General features: G+C 64.2%; 24 protein-coding genes and 1 tRNA gene. 11 read left to right on the plus strand and 14 right to left on the minus strand.

What is annotated here, in order from left to right:
• Positions 1–39 precede the first annotated feature (39 nt).
• Both pyk and ABIA30_RS19365 read left to right on the plus strand, forming a co-directional pair.
• Complete coding sequence (pyk, locus tag ABIA30_RS19360; RefSeq protein ID WP_370068316.1) at positions 40–1,458, plus strand: pyruvate kinase; 1,419 nt, start codon at positions 40–42, stop codon at positions 1,456–1,458.
• Positions 1,459–1,527: 69 nt separating this feature from the next.
• Positions 1,528–2,388, plus strand: coding sequence for an acyl-CoA thioesterase II (locus ABIA30_RS19365; protein WP_370068318.1), 861 nt, complete (start codon positions 1,528–1,530; stop codon positions 2,386–2,388).
• On the opposite strand, the gene ABIA30_RS19370 is transcribed toward ABIA30_RS19365, so the two are convergent.
• The 6 genes from ABIA30_RS19370 to ABIA30_RS19395 all read right to left on the minus strand — a co-directional run bounded on the left by ABIA30_RS19370 (position 2,385) and on the right by ABIA30_RS19395 (position 9,266).
• The gene (locus ABIA30_RS19370; protein WP_370068320.1) at positions 2,385–2,852 is read right to left on the minus strand and encodes a DUF4190 domain-containing protein; all 468 of its coding nucleotides are present in this window, start codon (positions 2,850–2,852) and stop codon (positions 2,385–2,387) included. The two genes, ABIA30_RS19365 and ABIA30_RS19370, sit on opposite strands and share 4 nt — an antisense overlap.
• Before the next feature lie 21 nt (positions 2,853–2,873).
• Entirely contained in the window at positions 2,874–4,421 is a 1,548-nt protein-coding gene (locus tag ABIA30_RS19375) for an ATP-binding cassette domain-containing protein (RefSeq protein WP_370068322.1), read from the minus strand.
• A complete protein-coding gene (gene cydD, locus ABIA30_RS19380; protein ID WP_370068324.1) occupies positions 4,408–6,048 on the minus strand; it encodes a thiol reductant ABC exporter subunit CydD in 1,641 nt (546 codons plus the stop codon). Before cydD ends, ABIA30_RS19375 begins: the two co-directional genes overlap by 14 nt.
• A gap of 2 nt (positions 6,049–6,050) precedes the next feature.
• Positions 6,051–7,130 (minus strand): cytochrome d ubiquinol oxidase subunit II, encoded by a 1,080-nt coding sequence (gene cydB / locus ABIA30_RS19385; RefSeq protein ID WP_370068326.1) that lies wholly within the window; start codon positions 7,128–7,130, stop codon positions 6,051–6,053.
• A 12-nt stretch (positions 7,131–7,142) separates the two neighbouring features.
• Positions 7,143–8,606 carry a cytochrome ubiquinol oxidase subunit I gene (locus ABIA30_RS19390; RefSeq protein WP_370068328.1) on the minus strand — a complete coding sequence of 488 codons (1,464 nt, stop codon included), beginning with the start codon at positions 8,604–8,606 and terminating at the stop codon, positions 7,143–7,145.
• A 123-nt stretch (positions 8,607–8,729) separates the two neighbouring features.
• Entirely contained in the window at positions 8,730–9,266 is a 537-nt protein-coding gene (locus ABIA30_RS19395) for an HdeD family acid-resistance protein (protein ID WP_370068601.1), read from the minus strand.
• Positions 9,267–9,549: 283 nt separating this feature from the next.
• Here ABIA30_RS19395 and ABIA30_RS19400 point away from each other — a divergent pair, with 283 nt between their 5' ends.
• The 3 genes from ABIA30_RS19400 to ABIA30_RS19410 are packed head-to-tail and all read left to right on the plus strand — an operon-like array spanning position 9,550 to position 12,078.
• Entirely contained in the window at positions 9,550–10,395 is an 846-nt protein-coding gene (locus ABIA30_RS19400) for an ABC transporter substrate-binding protein (RefSeq protein WP_370068603.1), read from the plus strand.
• A 1-nt stretch (position 10,396) separates the two neighbouring features.
• Entirely contained in the window at positions 10,397–11,320 is a 924-nt protein-coding gene (locus tag ABIA30_RS19405; protein WP_370068330.1) for an amino acid ABC transporter permease, read from the plus strand.
• Positions 11,321–11,325: 5 nt separating this feature from the next.
• Positions 11,326–12,078, plus strand: coding sequence for an amino acid ABC transporter ATP-binding protein (locus tag ABIA30_RS19410; protein ID WP_370068605.1), 753 nt, complete (start codon positions 11,326–11,328; stop codon positions 12,076–12,078).
• 9 nt (positions 12,079–12,087) lie between these two features.
• On the opposite strand, the gene ABIA30_RS19415 is transcribed toward ABIA30_RS19410, so the two are convergent.
• From ABIA30_RS19415 to ABIA30_RS19430, 4 genes are all read right to left on the minus strand, one after another.
• Entirely contained in the window at positions 12,088–13,374 is a 1,287-nt protein-coding gene (locus ABIA30_RS19415; protein ID WP_370068332.1) for an adenylate/guanylate cyclase domain-containing protein, read from the minus strand.
• Positions 13,375–13,413: 39 nt separating this feature from the next.
• Positions 13,414–13,965, minus strand: a complete 552-nt coding sequence (locus ABIA30_RS19420; RefSeq protein ID WP_370068334.1) for a hypothetical protein — start codon at positions 13,963–13,965, stop codon at positions 13,414–13,416.
• Between the two features lie 5 nt (positions 13,966–13,970).
• Entirely contained in the window at positions 13,971–14,243 is a 273-nt protein-coding gene (locus ABIA30_RS19425) for a hypothetical protein (protein ID WP_370068336.1), read from the minus strand.
• 1,027 nt (positions 14,244–15,270) lie between these two features.
• Positions 15,271–15,347: transfer RNA gene (locus tag ABIA30_RS19430), tRNA-Leu, on the minus strand.
• A gap of 111 nt (positions 15,348–15,458) precedes the next feature.
• Here ABIA30_RS19430 and ABIA30_RS19435 point away from each other — a divergent pair.
• The 6 genes from ABIA30_RS19435 (at position 15,459) to ABIA30_RS19460 (ending at position 21,156) form a co-directional block, all read left to right on the plus strand.
• Entirely contained in the window at positions 15,459–16,082 is a 624-nt protein-coding gene (locus ABIA30_RS19435; protein ID WP_370068338.1) for an ANTAR domain-containing response regulator, read from the plus strand.
• A 142-nt stretch (positions 16,083–16,224) separates the two neighbouring features.
• Positions 16,225–17,436, plus strand: coding sequence for a branched-chain amino acid ABC transporter substrate-binding protein (locus ABIA30_RS19440; RefSeq protein WP_370068340.1), 1,212 nt, complete (start codon positions 16,225–16,227; stop codon positions 17,434–17,436).
• Between the two features lie 28 nt (positions 17,437–17,464).
• The gene (locus ABIA30_RS19445) at positions 17,465–18,502 is read left to right on the plus strand and encodes a branched-chain amino acid ABC transporter permease (protein WP_370068342.1); all 1,038 of its coding nucleotides are present in this window, start codon (positions 17,465–17,467) and stop codon (positions 18,500–18,502) included.
• Complete coding sequence (locus tag ABIA30_RS19450; protein ID WP_370068344.1) at positions 18,499–19,662, plus strand: branched-chain amino acid ABC transporter permease; 1,164 nt, start codon at positions 18,499–18,501, stop codon at positions 19,660–19,662. The genes ABIA30_RS19445 and ABIA30_RS19450 overlap by 4 nt, the downstream gene beginning before the upstream one ends.
• Positions 19,659–20,438 carry an ABC transporter ATP-binding protein gene (locus ABIA30_RS19455; protein WP_370068346.1) on the plus strand — a complete coding sequence of 260 codons (780 nt, stop codon included), beginning with the start codon at positions 19,659–19,661 and terminating at the stop codon, positions 20,436–20,438. Before ABIA30_RS19450 ends, ABIA30_RS19455 begins: the two co-directional genes overlap by 4 nt.
• The gene (locus ABIA30_RS19460; protein WP_370068347.1) at positions 20,425–21,156 is read left to right on the plus strand and encodes an ABC transporter ATP-binding protein; all 732 of its coding nucleotides are present in this window, start codon (positions 20,425–20,427) and stop codon (positions 21,154–21,156) included. The genes ABIA30_RS19455 and ABIA30_RS19460 overlap by 14 nt, the downstream gene beginning before the upstream one ends.
• Here the strand turns inward: ABIA30_RS19460 and ABIA30_RS19465 are convergent, their stop codons facing one another.
• The 4 genes from ABIA30_RS19465 to ABIA30_RS19480 all read right to left on the minus strand — a co-directional run bounded on the left by ABIA30_RS19465 (position 21,157) and on the right by ABIA30_RS19480 (position 25,766).
• Positions 21,157–21,666: an O-acetyl-ADP-ribose deacetylase gene (locus tag ABIA30_RS19465; protein ID WP_370068348.1), complete on the minus strand. Its 510-nt coding sequence runs from the start codon at positions 21,664–21,666 to the stop codon at positions 21,157–21,159. It abuts the gene before it with no gap.
• A 101-nt stretch (positions 21,667–21,767) separates the two neighbouring features.
• Complete coding sequence (locus ABIA30_RS19470; protein ID WP_370068349.1) at positions 21,768–22,970, minus strand: lipid-transfer protein; 1,203 nt, start codon at positions 22,968–22,970, stop codon at positions 21,768–21,770.
• Entirely contained in the window at positions 22,967–23,443 is a 477-nt protein-coding gene (locus ABIA30_RS19475; protein ID WP_370068351.1) for a Zn-ribbon domain-containing OB-fold protein, read from the minus strand. Before ABIA30_RS19475 ends, ABIA30_RS19470 begins: the two co-directional genes overlap by 4 nt.
• A 76-nt stretch (positions 23,444–23,519) precedes the next feature.
• Positions 23,520–25,766, minus strand: coding sequence for a hypothetical protein (locus tag ABIA30_RS19480; RefSeq protein WP_370068353.1), 2,247 nt, complete (start codon positions 25,764–25,766; stop codon positions 23,520–23,522).
• Positions 25,767–25,899: the final 133 nt, after the last annotated feature.

Here is a 25,899-nt window from a genome sequence, read left to right on the forward strand (position 1 = left end):
GATCGCCATCTGAATCGATTAACGACTATGCTCGGTCCCGTGAATAGACGCGGCAAAATCGTCTGTACTCTTGGCCCTGCTACCTCCGCTGGTGACACCGTAAAAGAGCTGGTCGAAGCGGGTATGGATGTCGCCCGCCTGAACTTCAGTCACGGTGCGCACGCCGACCACGAAGCCGCCTACCTGCGGGTCCGGGCAGCCTCGGATGCCACCGGCCGCGCCGTGGGTGTGCTCGCCGACCTGCAAGGCCCCAAGATCCGGCTCGGCAAGTTCGCCGAGGGCCGCACGGTGTGGCTCGACGGAGAGACCGTCCGGATCACCGTCGAGGACTGCGAAGGCACCCACGACCGGGTATCCACCACCTACAAGCAGCTCGCCGCCGACGCGGTCCCCGGCGACCGGCTGTTGGTCGACGATGGCAACATCGGTCTGGTCGTGGACCGGATCGAGGGCAACGACGTGGTCTGCACCGTCACCGAGGGCGGCCCCGTCAGCAACAACAAGGGTCTGTCCCTGCCCGGCATGAACGTGTCGGTGCCAGCGCTGTCCGAGAAGGACATCAACGACCTGAAGTTCGCGCTGAAGCTCGGTGTCGACCTGGTGGCGTTGTCCTTCGTGCGGTCGCCCGCCGATATCGAACTGGTCCACGAAGTGATGGATGAGGTCGGCCGCCGGGTACCGGTGATCGCGAAGCTGGAGAAGCCCGAAGCGGTCGCCAATCTGGAGGCCATCGTGCTGGCCTTCGACGCCGTCATGGTCGCGCGCGGTGACCTGGGTGTGGAGCTGCCGCTCGAAGAAGTTCCCTTGGTGCAGAAGCGCGCCATCCAAATGGCAAGAGAGAACGCCAAACCCGTCATCGTCGCCACCCAGATGCTGGAGTCGATGATCGAGAACTCCCGGCCCACGCGGGCGGAGGCTTCCGACGTCGCCAACGCTGTGCTCGACGGCGCCGACGCCGTGATGCTCTCCGGCGAGACCTCGGTCGGCAAGCACGCCCTGGAGGCCGTGCGGACCATGGCGCGCATCGTGCGCGCAGTTGAGGAAAACTCAACGGCCGCACCGCCTTTGACTCACGTGCCACGTACCAAGCGCGGCGTCATCTCCTATGCGGCACGCGATATCGGCGAGCGCCTCGATGCCAAGGCGCTGGTCGCCTTCACCCAATCCGGGGACACGGTCCGCCGACTGTCACGGCTGCACACCCCGCTGCCGCTGCTGGCCTTCACCGCATTGCCCGAAGTGCGTAGCCAGTTGGCGCTGACCTGGGGCACCGAGACGTTCATCGTGCCCAACATGGACACCACCGATGGCATGATCCAGCAGGTCGACAAGGCGTTGCTGGAGCTGGAGCGCTACAAGCGCGGAGACCTGGTGGTCATCGTCGCAGGCGCGCCTCCGGGCACAGTAGGCTCGACCAACCTGATCCACGTACACCGGATCGGTGAGGACGACCACTAACGGGGCGAGCGAAAGCGACGGGATGGGTGGTTCGGGGGCGAGCGAAAGCGACGGGATGGGTGACAGCGCGTGACAGCAGCTGATTTCGAGGAACTGCTCACCGTTCTCGATGTCACCCAAGTCGCCGACGACACCTTCACCGGCGGGCACCCGAGCAAAAACCCGGTGCGCACCTTCGGCGGCCAGATGATGGCGCAGGCCTTCGTTGCCGCAAGTCGGACGGTGTCGCCGAAGCTGCCGCCGACCACACTGTCGATGCATTTCATCGCCGGTGGTGACCCGGAGCATGACTTGCAGTTCAAGGTGTTCCGGCTGCGTGATGAACGACGGTTCGCCAATCGCCGGGTCGATGTCATGCAGGGTGATGCGCTGTTGGCCTCCGCGCTGGTATCGCATCTGGCCGGTGGTCGCAGTCTGGAGCACAGCGTGCAGGCGCCGCAGGTCCCAGATCCGGTGACGCTGCCGACGATCGACGAGCTGCTGGAGGGCTACGAAGAGATCGTTCCGCTGTTTGTCGGCGCGCTCAAGCCGATCGAATGGCGTTACACCAATGACCCGTCGTGGGTGATGAAGGACAAGGGCGAGAGTCTCGAACACAACCGGGTGTGGCTCAAGGCCATGGGGTCGATGCCCGACGATCCGGTGCTGCACGCCGCCGCACTGGTGTATTCGTCGGACACCACGGTGCTGGACTCGATCATCACCCGCCATGGGCTGTCCTGGGGCCATGACCGGATCTTCGCGGTCACCATGAACCACACGGTGTGGTTTCACCGACCGATCAAGTTCGATGAGTGGGTGTTGTACTCGACGACGTCACCGGTGGCCGCGGACTCCCGGGGTCTGGCCAGCGGCCACTTCTTCGATCAGTCCGGTCAAGTGCTGGCGACCACGACGCAGGAAGGCATCGTCAAACACTTTCCGGGCTAGCCGGATGACTTGGTTCCGAGTTTGTCGTCGATGCGGTTCTGGAACTGCTGCACACAGCCATTGACCACGTTCTGGTTCTGGCCGGCTTCTTGCATGCACTCGCTGTACTGCGAGTAGCCGATCTCGTCCATGAAACCGGACCAGATCGGGATGAACACCAGCGACACCACGATGGCCAATACACCGAGCACCAGTCCTGAAATGGCGACCGCGCCATTGTCGGCTTGGCCGCTGGTGACCCGACGATAGGCCAGGAATCCCATTATCGCCGCGGCGATACCGAGCGTGAGGCCGCCGATGATCGACCATGTCGCCAGCAATCCCGCGACGCCGAGAATCAGTGCGGCGATGCCCAATCCGTTCCGCGGGCCGGCGGCCGGCGGCAGGTAACCCGGATAACCGGGATAGCCCTGGTACGGCTGCGGTGGCGGAGGCGGGTAGTAGCCGCCCGGATACATGCTCATGTGTGGGCAGGGTACTCGTCGTTACTGGGGGCGAGCGAAGCGACGGGATAATTTACTCAGCGTCGAATTTGTATGGTGCACCCGGCAATCGATGCCTGTCGGCAAATGGTGGGTCGCGACTACGACAGCCTGGTCCGCAGCGAACAACGCCCCGGGCGTCAGTAGGTCGACCATGATCTGCCGGCCGTCTTCGGCGTCAAGGTGCTCGGTGGGCTCGTCGAGCAGGATGACGTCGAATGTGGTCAACAACGCGCGGGCCAGCAACAGCCGTCGACGTTGACCCGCCGACACCGCCGCCGCGCCACCATCGAGCACGGTGGCCAGCCCGTCGGGCAGTGACGACCGCCACGGTCTCAGCCCCACCCGATCCAGCGCCGCGATCAAATCGGCGTCGGTGGCATCGCCCCGCGCAACCAGCAGGTTGTCCCGCAGGGTGGTGTCGAACAGGTGCGCGTCCTCGGCGAAAAACCCTGCGCGGAGCCGGTTCTCACGGCACCACTCGGCGGTGGCCAGCAGTAGCGTGGTCTTTCCGCTGCCGCTCGGGCCCACCACGGCGATCCGGTCACCGATCGTCGGGCTCAGTGGCGCCGCAGGCGGTGGCCGCCTATCGGATGGGTCGTCGGCGAGCAGCCCTGACAACTGTTGGACGGCGATGCGGGCCCGCGTCAGCTGGACCGCCGCGCCCGGTAGCGCGGTGGTCGCCTCGAACGACGACAACGGCAGCAGCATCAGCACGGCCAAGGTGGTGGGGGAGAGGTTCGGCGCCAATACGATGGCGCTCAGCACTGCGCCGATCGCACTGATACCGATGGCCAGTGTCGGCGCCGCGGTTGCGACGGCGGCGGGCCGTGCGGCGCGGTCGGTCGCCGCACCGGATTGTCGTTGATCGTGGGCAGCGCGGCCGATTACGTCGGACAGCACACCGCCGACCCGGAGCTCGGCCGCGTGCTCGAGGGCAAGCATCATGGCATTGTCGCGTTGCGAATGATGGTGCACGGCTGCCTGTTCGGCGGCATCCGCGGCTCGGGCGGCCTGCCACGGTGCCCATACCCCGGCGATAAGCAGGCAGCAAGCCAGAATCAGCGCGGCCGTGGGGCTGATCACCGCGATCACGGCCACCGCGGTCAACGACAGCACCGCGGCCACCCCGATCGGCAGCACCGACCGCACCAGGACGTCGGCTAGTTGGTCTACGGAAGCACCTGCGCGGGAAACCAATTCACCGCTACCGAGTCGTAGCACGGTGTTCGTCGGCGCGGTGCTCAGCCGGCGATATAGTTCGGTGCGCGTATGGCCCGCGGCGCGCAGCGCCACGTCATGTGACACCAGACGTTCGCAATAGCCGAGTACCCCACGGGAAATGCCGAACAACCGCACCAGGACCACCGCGACAGACAACGACAGTATCGGGGGCATCTCCCAGGCCTTGGCGATCAGCCAAGCGGAGATCCCGGCCAGGGCCAGGGCGCTGCCCAGTGCACCGATGCCCAGCAGCATTGCCAGGGTCAACCGTGGCAGTCTGGGCCGTAACACCTTGGCGGCCAACGTCCACCCGCTAGCGGCCGACATATGCGTCCCCGACCTGTACCACCTGATCGCCGGTGGTCACCACCGCCTCGCGGTGCCCGACCATCAGAATTGTTGCCCCGTCCCGGGCGCGGGCCCGGATGGCTTGCAGTACGCGCTCTTCCAGCTCCGCGTTCAGGTGCGATGTCGGTTCGTCGAGCAGCAGCACCGCCCGGGGCAACCCCAAAGTCCGGGCCAGTGCCAGACGCTGGCGTTGTCCGAGGGACAACCCGGTCCCATCGCGGCCCAGGACGGTGTCCAACCCATCCGGTAGTTCGGCCAGAACATCGTCGAAAGCCGCTGCTCGACAGGCATCGCCGAGATCGGTCAGGGCGCCGAACAGTTCGAGGTTGGCCCTGATGGTCCCCGGGATCAGGACCGGATGTTGCGGCAGCCAGCCCACCTGAGTCCACCAGTGCTGCAGGTCGACCGCGGCGAGATCGACCCCGTCGACCCTCACTCGACCGGAGTCTGGCTCGGTCAGGCCCAGAATCGCTTGCAGGGCAGTGCTCTTGCCCGCTCCATTGGGGCCGGTGAGCACGGTCACGGTGCCGGGCCCGGCGCGCAGGGATAGCCCGTCCGGCGCCGCGCCGTCGCGCCCGTTGACACAGAGCCGGTCCAGTTCGATGACGACGGCCGCGGCCGCGGCGGCGGTCGCTCGGTCGCCCCGAGCCGTGTCACAGGCGGCGTCGATCAGTCGATAGGCGCGGCCGAAAGCGACCTTGCCGTCTTGCGCGGCGTGAAATTCCACGCCCATCCGGCGCAGGGGCCAGAACACTTCCGGTGCCAGCAGCAGGGCCGTCAATGCAGCCGCCAGGCTCACATTGCCGGTTACCAGACGCAGGCCTACGCTGACGGCCACCAGCGCGACCCCCAGCGTCGCCAGTAATTCCAGCACCAGCGCTGACAAGAAGGTGACACGCAGCGTTGCGAGCGTCGAACGGCGTTGGGCGGCAGACAGTTCCGCTATCCGTGGGGCGGCGCCTTCGGCCCGGCCGAGGGCCCGAAGTGTCGGGATACCGGCGATGAGGTCCAGTAATCGAGACTGCAAGGTGCCCATCGCGACCAATGCGGCGGCTGACCGTTCAGCGGTCAACAGGCCGATCAGCACCATGAACAATGGGATCAATGGCAGCGCGATCAGCACGATGACCGCCGAACGAAGGTCGTAGCAGGCCATCACGATCACCGCGACCGGGGTCAGCAGCGCGGCCATCACCGCAGCGGGCACGTAGCGGGTGAAGTAGGGCCGCAGTCCGTCCAGTCCGCGGGTCACCAGGATGGCCGCCTCATCGCGAAGGGCGTGCTGCCGTCGCGGCGACAGTGCGGTGACCACGGTCAGCACCTGCGAACTGAGTTCGGCAATCATCGCGGTGGCACCACGCTGGCTCAACCGATTCTGCAGCCACTGTGCCACCGAACGGACCGACCACAGCGCGAACAACACCAAAAGCATTGGTGCCCAATGGTCCACGGTCCGGCTGGCCGGATCTGTGATGATCCCGGCGACCACATGGGCCATCAGTACCGAGGCTGCCACCGCTGCCACGGTGATCACCAGGCCACATCCGACAGTGCCGGCGACGTGCCGTCGAACTGCCGGCGTGAGGCGGGGGTTGTCCCCGGTCATGGTCAGTGTGCGCGGCCTTCCCGGGGCAACCCGATCGATGGTGGAATCTGGTCGGCCGAAATCCGTTGCCGGAAAATCCAGTACGACCACGACTGGTACCCGATCACCACCGGCGTGCAGATCAGCGCGGCCCAGGTCATCACCTTGAGCGTGTACGGCGAAGACGAGGCGTTGTCGATGGTCAGGCTCCAGGCCGAATTCAGGGTCGACGGAATGAGATTCGGGTACAGGCAGCCGAACAGCAATGCCACCACGGTCGCGATCACCAACGCCGTTGCGGTGAAGGCCCAGCCGTCACCTCGGTGCGTCCACACCAGCATCACCGCGCTGAGTTGAGCCACCACTGCGATACCCAGCGCGATCCAGGTCAGGTCGTTGCCGTGGGCGGCTTGGGTCCAGATACCGAAGACTGCGACGACCGCGGTCACCGGGATGGCGAGTTTTGTCGCGAATCGGCGGGCGTCGTCGTGGACGGCGCCCGCGGTTTTCAGGGTGATGAACACAGCGCCATGGAAGGCGAACAGGCCGGCCGTCGCGATCCCGCCCAGGAGCGAATACGGATTGAGCACGTCGCCGAAGGTCAGCTGCATCTGGTGGCGGGCGTCTACCGGCAGACCCCGCACCATCGAGGCGAATGCCACGCCCCACAGCACCGCCGGCACCCAGGAACCCACCGCGATCGCGATATCGGCGCGGCGGCGCCACTGCACGTCATCGATCTTTCCGCGCCACTCGATTGCGCAGACCCGCACGATCATGGACAGCAGGATCACCAGCAGTGGCAGGTAGAGGCCGGAGAACAACGTCGCGTACATGCCCGGGAACGCCGCGAACATCGCGCCACCGGCGGTCAGCAGCCACACCTCGTTGCCATCCCACACTGGCCCGATGGTGTTCAGCACCGCCCGTCGATGCCGTTCCGGATCGTCTTGTCCGGGCGAGTGAAGCGACGGGAGAGTTGTATCAGCGCTACGGCCGAAGAACGCCATGAGCATGCCGACCCCGAAATCGAATCCCTCGAGGACGAAGAATCCGGTGAACAGGACGGCCAGGATGATGAACCACAACTGCTGAAGTCCCATGGTGTCTGCTCCCTAGTAGGCGAACGACAGCGGCGCGATCTCGTCGTCGCTGGGTGGGGTCGGCGGGGCAGGTTCGGAATCGTGTTCTAGCGGTCCCTCAACCACGTATCGGCGCAGCAGCCAGAACCAGATGACCGCCAGGACGGCGTACAGCAGGGTGAAGGTGATCAACGAGGTCCACACCACCGCAGCGCTGTGTCCGGACACACCCTGACCGATGGTCAGATGGATGTTCGGGTCGCCGGTCGGGTTGCTGGCCACCACCCAAGGTTGGCGGCCCATCTCGGTGAACACCCAACCGGCGCTGTTGGCCAGGAACGGCATGGGCAGCGTGACCAAGGCGAAGCGACTGAACCAGCGTTGATTGGGTATCCGGCCGCCGCGAGTCAGCCACAGTGCGGTCAACGCGAAAAGTCCTGGGAATGCCAGCAATCCGATCATCATCCGGAACGACCAATAGGTGACGAACAGGTTGGGCCGGTAGTCGCCGGGCCCGAACTTGGCCTCGTATTCCTTCTGCAGATCCTGCACGCCTTGCAGGCGCACACCGGTGAATTTGCTCTCCGCCAGGAATGGCAGCACGTACGGCACCTCGATCGCGTGGGTGACGCTGTCGCAGTTGTTGTGCGTGCCCACCGTCAGCACCGAGAAATCAGGATCGGTTTCGGTGTGGCACAACGACTCTGCCGAGGCCATCTTCATCGGCTGCTGGACGAACATCAGCTTGCCCTGCGCATCGCCGGTGAGACCGAGGCTGGCCGCGGCCACCAGTGCGATGGCACATCCCAGCATGGTGGCGGGCCGGTACATGGTGCGCGCGTCGGACCCGTCACCCTCATCGGAGCGGGCCGTGCGCACCATCCACCAGGCGCTGATCGCGGCGACGAACGTGGACGCCGTCAGGATCGCACCGCCGATGGTGTGGGTGAAGGCTGCGATACCGGTGTTGTTGGTCAGCAGCTCCCAGATACTGGTCAGCTCGGCCCGGCCGGTTTGCGGGTTGTAGTGCGCCCCAACGGGATGCTGCATGAAGGAGTTGGCCGAGATGATGAAGAATGCCGAGGCGTTGACCCCGATCGCCACCATCCAGATGCAGGCCAGGTGGACCAGTCTGGGCAACCGGGTCCAGCCGAAGATCCACAATCCGATGAAGGTGGATTCGAAGAAGAACGCGACCAAGCCTTCCAAGGCCAGTGGGGCGCCGAATACGTCACCCACGAATCGGGAGTATTCGCTCCAGTTCATGCCGAACTGGAATTCCTGCACGATGCCGGTCGCCACACCGAGGGCGAAGTTGATCAGGAACAACTTGCCGAAGAATTTGGTCAATCGGTACCAGGCGTTGTTGCCGGTGGCCACCCAGATCGTCTGCATCACGGCCAAAAGCGGTGCCAGGCCGATGGTCAGCGGAACCAGGATGAAGTGGTAGACGGTGGTGATACCGAACTGCCACCGGGAAACGTCCAGAGCGTTCATATGCCTTCTCCACTCAGCGGATGAGGTCTACGACTGACTGTAGTAGACACCGGTGCGGATAGTCCACAACAAAAAAGTCGGGCCGGCCTTCCAGTGGAAGACCGACCCGACTTTTCGAGGGCTTCAGGCAGCGATCGTCTTGGCGTCCTTGCGGATACCGAACGATGCGATGACTTCGGTGACACCGAGCACAACCAGCCAGATGCCGGTGACCCAGGCGAGGGTCGCGATCGAAGTGAACGGTTCGGCCAGCACGACGAAACCGGCGATCAGGGTGATCACACCGAACACGATGTTCCACACCCGGCCGGGCAGGTCCTTGTCCTGGATGGCCGAAACGGTTGTGGCCACGCCGCGGAAGATGAAGCCGATGCCGATCCAGATGGCCATCAGATAGACCGCGTCACCAAGATGGCGGAACGACAGCACAGCCAGGACCAATGAAGCAGCACCACTGATGAACAGCAGAATCCGGCTGCCGGCGTGGACGTGCAGGCTGAATGCGAAGATCACCTGGCTGATGCCGGTGACCAACAGATAAGCGCCGAAGAAAATTGCGGCGACGGCAATGGAAATGCCGGTCCAGGCCAGGATCGCGGCGCCCAATGCGATCGCGATAATGCCGGAGATCAGGGTGGATTTCCAAAGGTGTGCCAACAGTGTTGGCGGAGCCTGTGTGGTCATGTCAGCAGTGTCGCACACCGCTATTAACAGGGGTGCAATTTTGATCTGGCTGCATTTTCAATGTGGACAACGGCGTTTAACGCGCCTATGGCACCCCGTGTCGATAAGGTTTCATACCGACGATTCCCGCATTGATCGCGTAGCCGCCAGGCCGCGCAGCCGGGAGAAAGTAGAGGCAGCCGTGTCAAGTGGAGTCAGGTCCCGCCAGCGCGGGCTGTGGCGGGTGGCCGCCGTTGTGGCCACCAGCGGTGCACTTCTGATGTCTGGCTGCGCGAAGAACTCCGACTCCGGCGCGCCCCAGGCCAATGGTCCGGCGGCTCCGGCGGCCAAGGTCGACTCGATCGCCAACACCGTTCCCGAGGCGATCAAATCCACCGGCAAGCTCATCGTCGGGGTGAATCTGCCCTACGCCCCCAACGAATTCAAGGATCCGGCCAGCGGCAAGATCATCGGCTTCGACGTAGACCTGATGGATGCGATCGCCGGCACCCTCGGACTGACCACCGACTACAAGGAGGAGACCGACTTCTCCAAGATCATTCCGGCGATCCAGGGCAACACTTACAACGTCGGAATGTCATCCTTCACCGACACCAAACAGCGTGAACAGCAGGTCGATTTCGTCACTTATTTCTCGGCCGGCAGCCTGTGGGCACAGCGCGCGGGCGACAACATCGATCCGAACAACGCGTGCGGTAAGAAGGTCGCGGTCGAATCCACCACCGTTCAGGAGACCGACGAGCTGCCTGCCAAGAGCAAGGCGTGTACCGATGCCGGCAAGCCGTCGATCGACATCCTCAAGTTCGACAACCAGGACCAGGCGGCCAGCGCGGTGGCGGTCGGACAGGCCGACGCGATGTCGGCGGACTCGCCGGTGACGTTGTGGGCGATCAAGAAGACCAACGGCAAGCTGCTGCAGGCGGGCAACGTGTTCAACTCGGCACCGTACGGTTGGCCGGTGAAGAAGGGTTCGCCGCTGGCTCAGTCGTTGCTGCAGGCCCTGCAACACCTGATCGACACGGGTCAGTACAAGCAGATCGCCGAGAAGTGGGGTGTCCAGGCCGGGATGATCGACAAACCGGTGATCAACGGGGCCACCAGCTGACGTGACCAACGCCGGCTCAACAGCGGCCGACGTTCCGGCCGCCATCCATGCAGTACCGCTGCGGAACCCGTGGCGGTGGGTGGGTGCTGGTGTCGTCCTCGTCCTGGCGGCCCTGTTCATCTATGGCGCCGCAACAAATCCCGCGTACGCGTGGGACACCTACTTCAAGTACCTGTTCGACGAGCGGGTGTCTGAGGCGGCGTGGAACACCTTGCAGCTGACCATCTATTCGATGGTGATCGGCCTGACGCTCGGGGTGGTGCTGGCAGTGATGCGGCTGTCCCCGAACCCCGTGTTCCGCACTGTCGCATGGGTATATCTATGGGTCTTCCGGGGGACGCCGGTGTATGTGCAGTTGGTGTTCTGGGGGTTGTTTCCGACCCTCTATCAGAACATCCAATTGGGTATTCCGTTCGGACCGACGTTCTTTCACATCAACTTGCAGGGCCTGTCCATTTCCTTCGTACTGGCATTCGTCGGTCTGGGATTGAATGAGGCCGCCTACATGGCCGAAATCATCCGTGCCGGAATCAGTTCGGTGCCCGAAGGGCAGACCGAGGCCTCGACCGCGCTCGGGATGTCCTGGTGGATGACGATGCGGCGCATCGTCCTTCCGCAAGCGATGCGGGTGATCATCCCGCCGACCGGCAACGAACTCATCAGCATGCTGAAGACCACCTCGTTGGTGACTGCGGTGCCCTACACCCTCGAGCTCTACACCCGCACCCGCGACATCTCGGCGGTGATCTTTCAGCCGATCCCGCTGTTGATGGTGGCGGCCAGCTGGTACCTGGTGATCACCAGCGTTCTCATGGTCGGCCAGTTCTACCTGGAGCGGTACTTCTCGCGTGGCGCATCGCGCAAGCTGACGACGAAACAGCTTGCTGCACTTGCCCTTGCGCAGACGGGGGAGGGGCATCTGTGACGGCGATGGTGCGTGCCGAGCAGGTGTGCAAAAGCTTTGGCGCCCTTGAGGTGCTCAAGGGCGTGACCCTCGAGGTCGATGCCGGTCAGGTACTGGTGCTGGTCGGGCCGTCGGGCTCCGGTAAGTCGACATTCCTGCGGTGCATCAACCATCTGGAGCAGGTCAACGCCGGCCGGCTGTACGTCGACGGAGAATTGGTTGGATACCGCGAACGGGGCGGCCGACTGCACGAGCTGAGGCCGAAAGAGGCTGCGCGACAACGTCGCGACGTCGGTATGGTGTTCCAGCATTTCAATCTGTTCCCACACCGGACCGCGCTGGAGAACATCAGCGAGGCGCCGATCCACGTCAAGGGCATCAAACGCGACGTGGCGGTGGCTCGGGCACACGAGCTACTGGAGCAGGTTGGCCTGTCCGCCAAAGCCGATGCGTATCCGGCTCAACTGTCGGGCGGTCAGCAACAACGCGTCGCCATCGCGCGGGCTTTGGCGATGGACCCCAAGCTCATGCTGTTCGACGAGCCGACCTCGGCGCTCGATCCGGAGTTGGTCGGTGAGGTGCTGACGGTGATGAAGCGGCTCGCGGGGCAGGGCATGACCATGGTGGTCGTCACCCACGAGATGGGTTTCGCCCGCGAAGTGGCCGACCAGTTGGTATTCATGGACGGTGGCGTCATCCTCGAGAGCGGTGCGCCCCGCGAGGTGATGGCGAATCCGAAACATGAACGCACCAAAGCGTTCCTGTCCAAGGTGATGTGACCGGCTGGGTCAGGACTTCCGGCCCACCAGATACCAGGTGCGCATCAAACCTTTGCCTTTGACGTCGATCTCGCCGCGCTCTTCGAAAACGTAGGCATGGCGCAGTCGTTCATAGACGTCGTGGGGAACCTGGATTCGCCCTTCGACGTCGGTGGACTCCATTCGTGACGCGACGTTGACGGCGTCGCCCCAGACGTCATAGAAGAACTTGCGGGCGCCGACCACTCCGGCGACCACCGGTCCGGCGGCGATTCCGATCCGAACGGGAACAGGTCGGCCTTTCGGATCGGTGAGTCCGCAGACGGCCTTGGAGAGGTCCAGGGCCAGGCAGGCCAGCGCTTCCAGGTGGTCGGTCCGGTGATGCGGTATCCCGCTGACCACCATGTAGGAGTCGCCGCTGGTCTTGACCTTCTCCAGCCCGTGATGATCCACCAGCGCATCGAGGTCGGTATAGAAGGTGTCCAGGAAGCGCACCAGATCGGAAGGCGCTGTGTCACTGGCCCGTTGGGTGTAGCCGGCGATATCGGCGAACAGGATCGAGGCGTCGTCGTACTTGTCGGCGATCACCTGGCGCTCGGGATCTTTGAGTCGCTGGGCGATCGACTCCGGCAGGATGTTGGCAAGCAATGCTTCGGACCGCAGGAACTCGGATTGGATCGCGCTCTGTGCCATGGCATTTTCGCGTAGCGCGTACCAGACTGTGGCCATCGCCATCAGGCCCGCCGAGACGGTGGTGACGACGAACGACCCGCGAAACGCCCAATCGGGTTGCGTCCCGGTATTTTCCGGGATGGTGAACTCCAAGACGATGGCAGTCACCCCAGCCACCGTGGCCAGGGCCAACGCCAGCGTCAGCCGCTCCATGCCGAGCACGAGCAGCACGATGGCACCCATGATGACGAAATAGAACAACAGGCCCGATCCGGTACCGACTTTCAAACAGACCAGCGTGAGCGTCAGATAGGCCACACAGAAGAAGGTCAGCGGCGCCAGCAGTTCGCCGAATCGGTACAGCTGCGGGGTCAGCAGGAACGCCGCGGCACACAGCGCGTTGAGTAGCCCGATCCACAACAGTCCGTGGCCGATGGTGAGGGTCTGCAGCACGAAAAAGATGTTGATGGCCGCGGCCAGCCGGCTGGTGGCGGTCAGGATGCGCTGGCTCCGCGTCGTCTCTTGGATGCTCTTGCGGGTCCCGTCGCACAACGAGTTGCGCACCGTGGTCGTCGGCACGCAGACCGAGCGCCGCAATGTCGCTATGAGGTCTTCCGGTATAGGAACGCCGTCCATGACCGCCATGTTCATAGCGTAATCGTGTGCGGCCCGCTGACATGCGGCTTAGGCGCAACCTCGGGCCAAATAGGGGATGCCTTCGCTGATGCTGATCGCCGCATTGTGCAATCGGCGGGCGATGTCGTGATCCAGCGCGACGAGGTTGGCGGCAAAGTGTTTGATATCAGCTGCGTCCTCGTCGGCGGCCGTCCGCAGCATCATCAGCGGGTGACCGTCCGTCCGGTCCGGTGGTGCACTGACCGACAGGTCCTCATCGACGACGAAGCCGTGCGAGCGGGCGTCATCGATCGCGTTCAACGCCAATCGTTTGACGTCGCACAGTGATTCCGCGCCGGTGTGGGCAATGCGCGCCACGGTGCGCAGCGACTCGGCCGAGCCGCGCACCCGGACCAGATCCCGCCAGGTGAGGTCCTGTGCACTGTCCGCGGCCTCGCCGCCCCACTCGGTTCCACCGGGGCGCAGGGTGGACTGCCAGGCGCTGTGGAAGGTCTCCTCCCACAGGTCGGCGGTCCGGGTCCAATGCGCGGCCGCGTCGACCAAGTGTTGAACGTCCCAGTCGTTGATCTGGGACAGCGTGGGCAGTTCGTGCTCGTACATCGGGCCTACTCGGCCAGTGTCGAGGTGGAGGTGTCGTCGGCCTCGGCATACCGATGACCAGCGTCGTCGAGTCGCTTAGCGGTGGCCTCGATGCGGCTGACCAAGATGGCGCTGATGCCGGCCACGCGGGCATGGACGGCGGTGACCACGTCGACTGTTGCCTGGTCGGTCGAGCGGATCTCGCCGGGCTCGCGGTTCTCGGCGATCTGTTGGGCGTCTTGTTCGAGCTTGCGGGCGGCCATCCACAGGCCGTCTGCGTCGGCTCGCACCACTGTCATACGCCCGCGGCTAACGCTGGCCGGTTGCTGTGAAGTTCGCGGTGGCCGAGCGGGAGCATGGAATTTCGAACTGAAAAACCCTGGAAGTCGTGGGCGTCATGGAGCTCCTCAGCGAACCTCAAGATTCGGTTTGAGTCGACCTGTGGGAAACCAGCAACGTCCCTGGTAATCGGGCCTTGGTAGGTCCCCTCAACTCCGGTTGCCACCCGCATTTCCGCCTCCCGTCAGCAACGTACCTAACAACGTAGGACGGTGTGACTAAAACGTCAGATGTGGTGTCCGTGGCGAGATTTGAACTCTTGATCTGACTCATTGCTGACCTTGGCCGACAACATTGTCGAGGTTTACCACCTGCGGAAACGTCTTTCATCGCCGTTGACCCGGTCGACCGTGATCAGCCAGTTCGGTAGCCAAATGGTAGCCGAATCGAGTACGCGTACGAGCGCCACCGAAACGAGCCATCATGACCACGGCACCAGACGATAGTGCCGCCACGTGGCGCGACCTCGGCGACCAGCCAGCCCCAGTGCAGGTCGCCAGATTGCAGCGCTACCGGACAAACCAGCACGCCGCATGTACGTTCGCGCGTAATCGGGTCGACCGGTGCACACCCTGAACGGTCACGTGCCACGGGCTTAGGCCGCACTGGGTATCAGGCCCGACCGCTGTCCTGTCTGTGCGCGAGCGCGACCATCACTTTTTCGGTCATCTCCGGCCAAGGAGGTCTGCGCAGTACGGCGCTCACGCCAATAACCGCTGCCAGCAATCCCGTGCAGACCCCGATCAACGTGTGCAGACTGACGTCGACCGCAGGCGTCCAAACAGTGCCGTCAGCGCGAACGGTATAGATCCCGACCGGATGGGCGACGCCACCCCGCCACCCCGTCCGGGACACCGTGATGATCACTGTCCCGTCGCTGGCCTCGAACGGCTCATTGAAAACCAGCACTTGAACCCCCGAGATGAGCGGCGAAAGTCAACTACTGTCGATAAATTCTTGATCTAAAAGAACATTCAACGCAGTAGTTGGTGCCCTCGGTGAGATTCGAACTCACACTGCACGGGTTTTGAATCCGTTTCCTCTGCCAGTTGGGATACGAGGGCCGGCAGCCGGCTACGCGGCTTGCGGTCTACCACCATAGAGGATGCCCGAACCGAGGCCGACGCCACGCCCCCGGGCTCGCCCATCGGCGGTCGTCACGCGACAATATGGTGATGAGCGGACCAACAAACGATGACGTGAAGCCGCACCGTGTTCTGGTTGCCGAGGACGAGGCGCTGATCCGGATGGACTTGGCAGAGATGCTGCGTGAAGAGGGATACGAGATCGTCGGCGAAGCAGGTGACGGTCAAGAGGCCGTCGACCTTGCCGAGCAGTTGCGTCCGGACCTGGTGATCATGGACGTCAAGATGCCCCGGCGCGACGGTATCGACGCTGCCGCTGAGATCGCCAGCAAGCGCATCGCGCCGATCGTGATCCTGACCGCGTTCTCCCAGCGCGAGTTGGTCGAGAAGGCGCGCGACGCCGGAGCGATGGCCTATCTGGTCAAACCGTTCTCGATCACCGACCTGGTGCCGGCGATCGAGGTGGCCGTGTCCCGCTTCAGCGAGCTGACCGCGCTGGAACGTGAAGTGGCGACGCTGTCGGATCGGCTCGAGACGCGCAAGCTGGTCGAGCGGGCCAAGGGACTGTTGCAGGCCAACCAGGGCATGACCGAGCCCGAGGCATTCAAATGGATCCAGCGTGCCGCGATGGATCGCCGCACGACCATGAAGAGGGTGGCCGAGGTGGTGCTCGAAACGCTCGATGCCCCGGCGCCGCAGGCCCCGACCGAATAACCTCCGGGACTGTTTCACCGCCGACGCATCGTCCAACAGCACGCACCCTGGCTACAGGTTGGCTATGTTCTACCGAAAGCGTGGGAGCGGCCGTCGCGGGTCGTCCCGGTGCGGACCGATTCTTCGACCCGGAGGTGAGAACGTGCGCGCTCGCATGGCACGGAACGCAATTGCGCTGGGCAGTGCGGGTTTGGTCGTGTTGGGTCTGGCGGGCTGCACCCAGTCCAAGCCCCAGGACCACGCGGAGCAGTCCAACCTGCAGATCGCGGCGTTGTCGCAGATCGACACCAACGGTGTGAACATCCCGACCCCGCCCGGCGCATCGCCGGCCAATCCGGCGGGCGATGGCAAGGCCACCTGCCGTCCGGTGTCGCTGGCCTTCGCCGGTGCACTCACCGGAGCCAACAATGCGCTGGGAATCAACATCCGCAACGGCGCGCAGTTGGCTTTCGATCAGCACAACGCCGCCAATCCGGGATGCCAGGTCCAGTTCAAGCCGTTCGACACCGGTGGTGACCCCCAGACTGCGACATCGGTGGCGCCACAGATCGTCGATGACCAGTACACCCTCGGTCTGATCGGCATGGTGTTCTCCGGCGAGACCAAGGCCACCGGAGCGGTGTTCGAACAGGCCGGCATGGCCGAGGTATCGCCGTCGGCGACATCGGCTGCACTGACCGACAACGGATGGAAGACGTTCTTTCGGGGCGTGGCGAACGACAGCGTGCAAGCGCAGTCGGTCGCCAACTACTTCAAGAACACCTTGAAGGCGCAGAAGGTCTGCGTGGTCGATGACAGCACCGATTACGGGCTGCCGCTGGCCACCTCTATCAGGCAGGCGCTCGGCCCGGTGGCCAGCGCCGATTGCGCGATCTCGGTCAAGCAGGGCGACAAGGAGTTCTCGGCTGCGGTCAACCAGATCAAGGGCGCCAAGCCCGACGCCCTCTACTACGCGGGTTACTACGCGGGCGCAGCGCCGTTCGTGCAGCAGCTGCGCGATGGCGGCGTAACCGCGACATTCGTGGGGTCGGACGGCGTCAAGGATCCGGAGTTCATCAAGCAGGCCGGCGAGGCAACCAAGGGCGCCATCCTGACCTGCCCGTGCGGTCCGACCGCGGGCACGTTCGCCGACGACTACACCAAGAAGTACGGCAAGCCGCCGGGCACCTACAGCGCCGAGGGATACGACATCGCAACGCTGTTGCTCAAGGGCATCGACTCGGGTGCCACCACGCGGGCCGGCTTGCTGCAGTTCGTCAAGAACTACAGCGGCGAGGGTGTGGCCCGGCACTACCAGTGGACTCCCAAGGGTGAGTTGACCAGCAGCCTGATCTGGACCTACAAGGTTCAGTGAGCGCTGCGCACCCAGGGCTCGCACGCAGATGATGCAGCAATGCGTCGATTCGTTCGCCTGCCAGGCTGCAGACGTCAACTTCAACATCGACGGCCTGTGGAATGGCTTCGCGCAGTTGACCATCGACGGTCTGGCGTGGGGTGCGATCTACGCGTTGGTGGCGGTCGGCTACACCCTGGTGTTCGGCGTACTGCGGCTGATCAACTTCGCCCATTCCGAGATCTTCATGTTCGGCATGTTCGGGGCGTACTTCTGTCTGCAGTACCTCCTCGGGTTCGAGCCGAGCGGTGACGCCTACAACGTGGGTGTTGGGTTGACCATCGGATATCTGGCCGTGGCGATGTTGTTCGGCATGGCGGTTTCCGGGGTGGCCGCGGTGGGACTTGAGGCAGTGGCTTATCGGCCACTGCGCCGACGTAACGCCAGACCGTTGACGTTCCTGATCACTGCCATCGGAATGTCTTTCGTGCTACAGGAATTCGTCCATTTCGTGTTGCCGCAACTGCTGGCCGACTATGGCGGGCCGGATGCGCAGCAGCCGATTATCTTGGTACAGCCCAAGATCGAGTTCACCGTGTTCGGCGCGGCAGTCACCAATGTCACGCTGACCACCGTCACGGCCGCCCTGGTGTTCGCGTTCCTCACGGATGCGGTGATGAACCGCACCAAGCTCGGCAGGGGGATTCGGGCCGTTGCACAGGATGCCACCAGCGCGACCTTGATGGGGGTGTCGCGTGAGCGGATCATCATGAGCACCTTCGGAATCGGTGGTCTGCTGGCCGGCGCGGCGGCCTTGCTTTACCTGCTCAAAGTGCCGCAGGGCGTCGTCTATTCGGGCGGCTTTCTGCTGGGCATCAAGGCGTTTTCGGCCGCCGTGCTCGGCGGCATCGGCAATCTGCGGGGAGCACTGCTGGGCGGACTGTTGCTCGGCGTCGTGGAGAACTACGGGCAGACGGTGTTCGGCACCCAGTGGCGCGACGTGGTGGCGTTCGTGTTGCTGGTCCTGGTGCTGATGATCCGGCCCACCGGCATTCTCGGCGAGAGCCTGGGGAAGGCCCGGGCATGAGTGCGCTGACCGATCGACTGCTGGCGCCCGGAGATGCGTTGCGCCAACGCTGGTCACAGCTGAGCCGCGCCCAGAAATGGATCCTCGGCGCCGTCGGGTTCGCCATCTTGGCGCTGCTGCCGCTCGACCCACCGGATATCCTGGACACGCCTGGAATCAGCTTCGGCGGCACCATGGCTCAGTTCGCGATGGTAGCGATCATCGCGATCGGGCTGAATGTGGTTGTCGGACAAGCCGGTCTGCTCGACCTCGGGTATGTCGGCTTCTACGCCGTCGGCGCCTACACCGTCGCATTGTTGACCAGCCCGGACAGCCCGTGGAACCAGGCAGGACCGGGCGGGTTTCTGCACCAGGACTGGGCGTGGCTGGCGTGTGTGCCATTGGCGATGGCCTGCACCGCGCTGGCCGGACTGATCCTGGGTATCCCGACGCTGCGATTACGGGGTGACTATCTGGCCATCGTCACGCTGGGTTTCGGTGAGATCATCCGGCTGTTGGCTGACAACCTGTCCGACATCACCAACGGTCCAAGAGGATTGAACCGGGTCGGCTATCCGCGGGTCGGGAGAACCGATGCGCTTCCCGACGGGGTCTTCTCCAGCGGCAACATTGCCGGCAGGGCCAACTACGGCACCTGGTGGTTCTGGCTCGGCCTGGCGTTGATCGTCGTCATCCTGCTGTTGGTGGGCAACCTGGAGCGCAGCCGGGTGGGCCGCGCTTGGGTGGCGATCCGCGAAGACGAGGACGCCGCGGAAGTCATGGGAGTCAACACCTTCCGCTTCAAACTATGGGCGTTCGTCATCGGCGCCGCGATCGGCGGACTGTCCGGCGCGTTGTATGCCGGGCAGGTGCAGTACGTCGGGCCGGCCACGTTCAACATCATCAACTCGATGCTCTTCCTGTGTGCAGTGGTGCTCGGAGGGCAGGGCAACAAGCTCGGTGTGGTGTTCGGTGCTTTCGTGATCGTCTACCTGCCGAACCGGTTGCTCGGCGTGCATCTGTTCGGAATCAACTTGGGGGACTTGAAGTACCTGTTCTTCGGACTGGCTCTGGTGGTGCTGATGATCTTCCGCCCTCAGGGCCTGTTCCCGGTGCGTCAGCAGCTCCTGGCCTACGGTTCGGCCGCGCGACGGCTCTTACACCGCGGCGAGGCCGCATGAGCACCGACGACCTGTTGCAGGTCCAGGACCTCACCGTCAGGTTCGGGGGATTGGTTGCGCTCGACGCAGTGACGTTCGATATCAAGCGCGGCGAGATCCTGGGGCTCATCGGACCGAACGGCGCGGGCAAGACGACCTGCTTCAATGCCATCACCGGCGTGTACCGTCCCAGCTCGGGTTCGGTGGTGTTCGACGGTGCGCCGATGGGCCGGATCAAGCGGCACCAGATCACCCGACGCGGCATTGCCCGGACCTTCCAGAACATCCGGTTGTGGGGCGAGATGACGGCCCTGGAGAACGTGGCGGTCGGAGTGGACTCCGGCCATCGGACGTCGGTGCCGGGAGCACTGGTACGTACGCCGCGGCACCGCCGTGAGGAACGCCACGCGATCGAAAGAGCTTGTGCACTATTGGAATTCGTCGGCATCGCCACGCGTGCAGGGGACAAGGCCAAGAACCTGTCCTACGGCGATCAGCGTCGACTCGAGATCGCGCGGGCACTGGCCACCGAACCGAAGCTGCTGTGCCTGGACGAACCGGCCGCGGGCTTCAACCCCAGTGAGAAGTCGGCGCTGATCGAGTTGATCCAGGCCATCCGCGACGACGGCTACACGGTGCTGCTGATCGAGCATGACATGCGCCTGGTCATGGGCGTCACCGATCGGGTGGTCGTGCTCGAGTTCGGCCGGAAGATCGCCGACGGGTTGCCCGCCGAGATCCGGGACGATCCGAAGGTGATCGAGGCCTATCTGGGGGTACCCGATGACGAGCTCTGAAGTCTTGCTGGAAGCGCGCGATATCTCGGTGCACTACGGGAAAATTCAAGCGTTACACGGGGTTTCGTTGCAGGTGCGCGCCGGTGAGCTGGTGACGTTGCTGGGCTCCAACGGCGCGGGCAAGACCACGATGATGCGTGCCATCTCCGGATTGCTGCCGCTGAGTTCGGGATCGGTGTGGTTCGACGGGCACGACATCTCGAAGGTCAAGGCTCACCGCAGGGTGGCCGACGGGCTGATCCAGGCGCCCGAAGGACGGGGCATCTTTCCCGGGATGACTGTCGTCGAGAATCTCGAAATGGGCTGTTATGGGCGGAAATTCAATTCGCGAGTCGAGCACGCGGAGCGGCTGGACTGGGTTTTTTCGACCTTTCCGCGACTGGCAGAGCGTCGCTCGCAGGCCGGCGGCACCCTGTCCGGCGGCGAACAGCAGATGCTGGCGATCGGTAGGGCGCTGATGGCGCGCCCTCGGGTGCTTTTACTTGATGAGCCATCAATGGGATTGGCGCCGAAGGTCATATCGCAGATCTTTCGGATCATCTCGGACATCAATGCCCACGGCACCACCGTGTTGCTGGTCGAACAGAATGCGCAGCAGGCGCTGAGCCGATCTGATCGAGCGTACATTCTGGAGACCGGGCGAGTGACCCGCGAAGGTGTTGCGCGGGAGTTGTTGTCCGATGACAGTATTCGCGCGGCGTATCTCGGTGTGGCCTGATCACCCTGGGGTCGATGCCAGCCGTGAGCTGATTCGACTGAAGATGTCGTCGTCGAACGCCACCAATCTGGCCTCGTGCACATCAGTGGCCGCCGCGGCAATGGTGTCGACGGCGATCGCGATGGCGTCGTCCAGCGGCCACCCGTAGATCCCGGCGCTGACCAACGGGAAGGCCACGGTCTGGGCCCCGATCTCGTCGGCGACTTCGAGGGAGCGTCGATAGCAAGACCGCAACAGCTCCGGATCACGTTGACCGACAGTGTGGTTCGGTCCCACTGTATGGATCACCCAGCGTGCGCGCAGGTTTCCCGCGGTGGTCCAGCCGGCATCACCGGTGGCCAATCCGGTGGGGAAGCGGTCGATACAGTCCTGCAGGACCGCGGGCCCACCGGCCCGATGAATGGCGCCGTCCACCCCACCGCCCCCTCGCATGGCGTGGTTCGCGGCGTTGACGATCGCATCGACGTCCTGCTCGGTGATGTCGCCGAGGACAGCGGTGATGCGTGACATGACTGCAGTATGCGCGCGATGTGTGGGACGTGGCCCTTGATCACCGAACGTGAGCTCGGGTGCGAACTATCGAGAAATTCTCGCGTTCGGTGGCCAGAAAATCAGCGCGCGACGATGACCGACGAACCGTGTCCGAACAGACCCTGGTTCGCGGTCACACCCACGCGAGCGCCCTCGACCTGGCGGCCGATGGCCTGACCCTTCAATTGCCAGGTCAGTTCGCACACCTGCGCGATGGCCTGGGCCGGGATGGCCTCGCCGAAGCACGCCAGACCGCCGGACGCGTTCACCGGAACCCGACCGCCGATCGTCGTTGCGCCAGAACGCAACAGCTGCTCGGCCTCACCCTTGGCGCACAGGCCCAGGTGCTCGTACCAATCCAGCTCGAGTGCAGTCGACAGGTCGTAGACCTCGGCCAGGCTGACGTCCTCGGGTCCGATGCCGGCCTCGGCGTACGCGGCATCCAGGATCTGGTCCTTGAAGACGCGGTCCGGGCCCGGGACGACCGCGGTGGAATCGGTTGCGATATCCGGCAACTCGGGCAGGTGCTGCGGGTACTGCGGGGTGACGGTGCTGATCGCACGCACCGACGGCACACCGTCCAAAGACCCGAGGTGCTTCTCCGCGAACGCCTTCGACGCCACGATCAGCGCGGCCGCGCCGTCCGAGGTGGCGCAGATGTCCAGCTGCCGCAGCGGGTCGGAGACCACCGGGCTGGCCAGCACGTCCTCGACCGAGCTTTCCTTGTGGTAGCGGGCATTCGGGTTGTTCAGGCCGTGCTTGGAGTTCTTCACCTTGATCTGGGCGAAGTCCTCGGAGGTGGCGCCGTACAGGTCCATCCGGCGGCGGGCCAGCAGGGCGAAGTACACCGGGTTCATCGCACCCAGCAAGTGGAAGCGCTGCCAGTCCGGGTCGTTCTTACGCTCGCCGCCAACCGGCGCGAACGCGCCCTTGGGGGTGGTGTCGGCGCCGATCACCAGTGCGACATCGCAGAAGCCGGCCAGGATGTGGGCGCGGGCGCTCTGCAGCGCCTGCGAACCACTGGCGCACGCTGCATACGACGAGGACACGGGAACGCCGTTCCAGCCCAGCTTCTGGGCGAACGTCGAGCCTGCGATGAAGCCCGGGTAGCCGTTGCGGATGGTGTCGGCACCGGCGACCAACTGAATCTGCCGCCAGTCCAGGCCGGCCTCGGCCAGTGCGGCCCGCGCCGCGATGACGCCGTACTCGGTGAAGTCGCGGCCCCATTTGCCCCACGGGTGCATACCCGCACCGAGGATGTACAAAGGCTCAGGCGTGCTCATTTCGCGGAATCCTCCATGCTGCTCGCGTCCGCAATCCTCCAGGCGTACGTGGTCCGTACGACGCCATCGGCGTCGGTGTACAGCGGCATGGTGGTCAGCTCCATTTCCATGCCGACCTTCAGGTCCGCCGCCAAGGTGCCTTCGACCACTTTGCCCAGCACGATGAGGCCTTCCGCGGCCAGCTTGACCGCGGCGATCGCAAACGGCTCGAACGGATCGGAAGCCGGGTACGGAGCCGGTGGGGGATAACGGTTTTCGGTGTAGCTCCACACTTTGCCTCGGCGCGACAACGCGACGGGCTCAAGTACGTCGCTGTCACACGCCGGGCTGGGGCAGTTGTTGGCCCGCGGCGGAAACACGTAGGTGCCGCACTGCGGACACTTCGCGCCGATCAAGTGCGGAGATCCGCTCTCGTCGGTGTTCCACCAACCCTCAATGGCCGGCGCACTGCCGGCGTCCGTCACTCCTGGCACCCGCTCAGCGTAGCCGAGCGGGTGCCGAAACTGAAACGTGTTGCAGTTTTGTCCCGGAGAGCGGAATGAAGACTGTCTAGGTCGTCATCGTCGCGGTACTGGTGCTCAACGAGAACGACGGAATGTACACCTGCGTGGTGCCGTAGCCGGGTGCGTAGTAGGGCGGGTAACCCAACTGTCCGAAGATGTTGTGCAGGAACGTTTGCACGACCATCGCAACGATCTGGCTGATCCCATGGTAGTGAGCACTCGCGTTCGCCTCGACGACGGTGACGGTGAACCCATCCTGGGTGCCGGTGGTGACGGCGTACGTGGACGGCGTCACCGTGTAGTTGCCGTTCTGGTCGATGGTCACCGTGCTGCCGTCGTAAGGATGAGACACCGAGTAGACCAACGGATCGCCGTCGGCGTCCGTGGCGGTGGCCTGACCGCTGTAGGTGCCGTCGGCGTTCTTGGTGGGTGTGGTGACCGTGGTGAACTTCGGCGGCGTGTTGAAGTACGTCGATTGGATGTTCTTCTCAAAACTGGTCAGCGCCGCTTGGATGTTGTCGATCAATGTCGTCAGCGGATTGGTCGCTGCGGCAGCAATTTTCGGGACCGTCGTGGTTGACGCCGCGGGGTTGACGGTGGTCGCCAGCGGGACTGCGGCCGCGCTGCCAGAGGGATTTACCGGCGGGCCGACCGCGACGTCGACGTAGCCAGTGGCGGTGCCCCAGCTGGCGGCCGAGTACGGCGGGTAGTTGAAGCCCAGCGCGCGCAGCACGGTGCCCACGGTCGCTTCCACGATGGCGTTCTGGATTTGTGCGGGGCCGTGGAAGTGGCTGTCGGCGTTGGTTTCGGTGACGGTGAAGTAGATGTTTTGGCTGTAACCCGGCGTGGACAAGGCCGAGGACGACGGCGTGTAGGTGTACGTGTAGGTGTTGTTGCCGTCATCCTGCAGGGTCGTGGTACCGCCGGCGTTGGGGTTGAAGGTGATCTTCAGCGGATCGCCATCGGCGTCGTATGTGGTGACCTGCCCGGTGTAACTGCCGTCGGCGTTCTTCGTTGGTGTGCCGACCGTGACAGTCGGGGCGGTGTTGAAGAACGTCTCGTGAATCCAGTTCTGCAGATTCGTCAGCGGATTGGTCGACGCGGCCGACTTGGGTGTCGTCGTCATCGAGGCGGCCGGGTTGATGGTCGCTGCCAGCGGGACTGCGGCCGCGCTGCCAGAGGGATTCACCGGTGGGCCGACCGCGACGTCGACCCAGCCACTGGCGGAGCCCCAGCTGGCGGCCGAGTACGGCGGGTAGTTGAAGCCCAGCGCGCGCAGCACGGTGCCCACGGTCGCTTCCACGATGGCGTTCTGGATTTGTGCGGGGCCGTGGAAGTGGCTGTCGGCGTTGGTTTCGGTGACGGTGAAGTAGAGGTTTTGGCTGTAGCCCGGGGTGGACAGCGCCGAGGACGACGGGGTGTAGGTGTACGTGTAGGTGTTGTTGCCGGTGCTCTGGAGCGTCGTGGTTCCGCCGTAGTTCGAGTCGAAGGTGATCTTCAACGGGTCGCCGTCGGCGTCGTTGGTGGTGATCTGACCGGTGTAGCTGCCGTCGGCGTTCTTCGTTGGTGTGCCGACCGTGACAGTCGGGGCGGTATTGAAGAACGTCTCGTGGATCCAGTTCTGGATGCCGGTCTGCAGGCTGATCAGCGGATTGGTTGATGCGGCCGCGGGGGTGGCTGCTGCGGCGGCCGGCGTAGCAGTGGCCTTCGGGGGTGCACTGAAGAACATCGACTGAAAGCCCAGTAGCGCCTTCTGGATGTCGTTCGCGAGCGTGGTGAACGGGTTGGTCGCGGAGGTCGCGGTGGCGGTGGTGGCCTTGGCCGTCGTTGTCGTGGCGGCGACTGACTTGAGTGCGGCGACGGCAGCTGCGGCAGCCGGCGTCGTGGGGTGGACTACCACCGTGGGAGGTGATGTCGGGGCGGTGGCGGGAGGAGTCGTGGTACTACTCACCGCGGCAGTGGGCTTGGGCTGCTTCGTCTTTGGACTCGGCGCTGGCTTGGTCGCCGGGCTGCCGGCGGTGTCCGCAGCAGTGGCGGCCGTCGAATGCGCCTTGGGCGTCTTCGCGGTGTCATGTGTCTTCTTCGGCGCGCCGGCTGCCGCGGGCTTCTGGTGGTCTGGGGCGCTGTGAGTGCTGCTCGCCCCGTTCGTGCCGGTCGAGTCGCCGGTCTTGGCGGCCGCGATGCCGGCGCCGCCGGCAAGGGTGGCTGCGCCGATACCCAGGGTGATCGCGCCGGTGCCCAGCCATTTGTAAGCGTCGGTGTTTCTGGTGGGTCGGCGGTGTTTGGCGGTCATGCGGAAAAACCTCCCCAAAGTATGAAATAGACAATTATGGAAATTACAGCCTTCCTGAGGATTTGCTGAGTCCGTTTTCCTGTGGATACATGGGAATATGCTGTGGATTCCGTATCATCCTGTGGATTTGTTG

Source organism: Mycobacterium sp. MAA66 (assembly GCF_041261665.1).
Taxonomy (GTDB): Bacteria; Actinomycetota; Actinomycetes; order Mycobacteriales; family Mycobacteriaceae; genus Mycobacterium.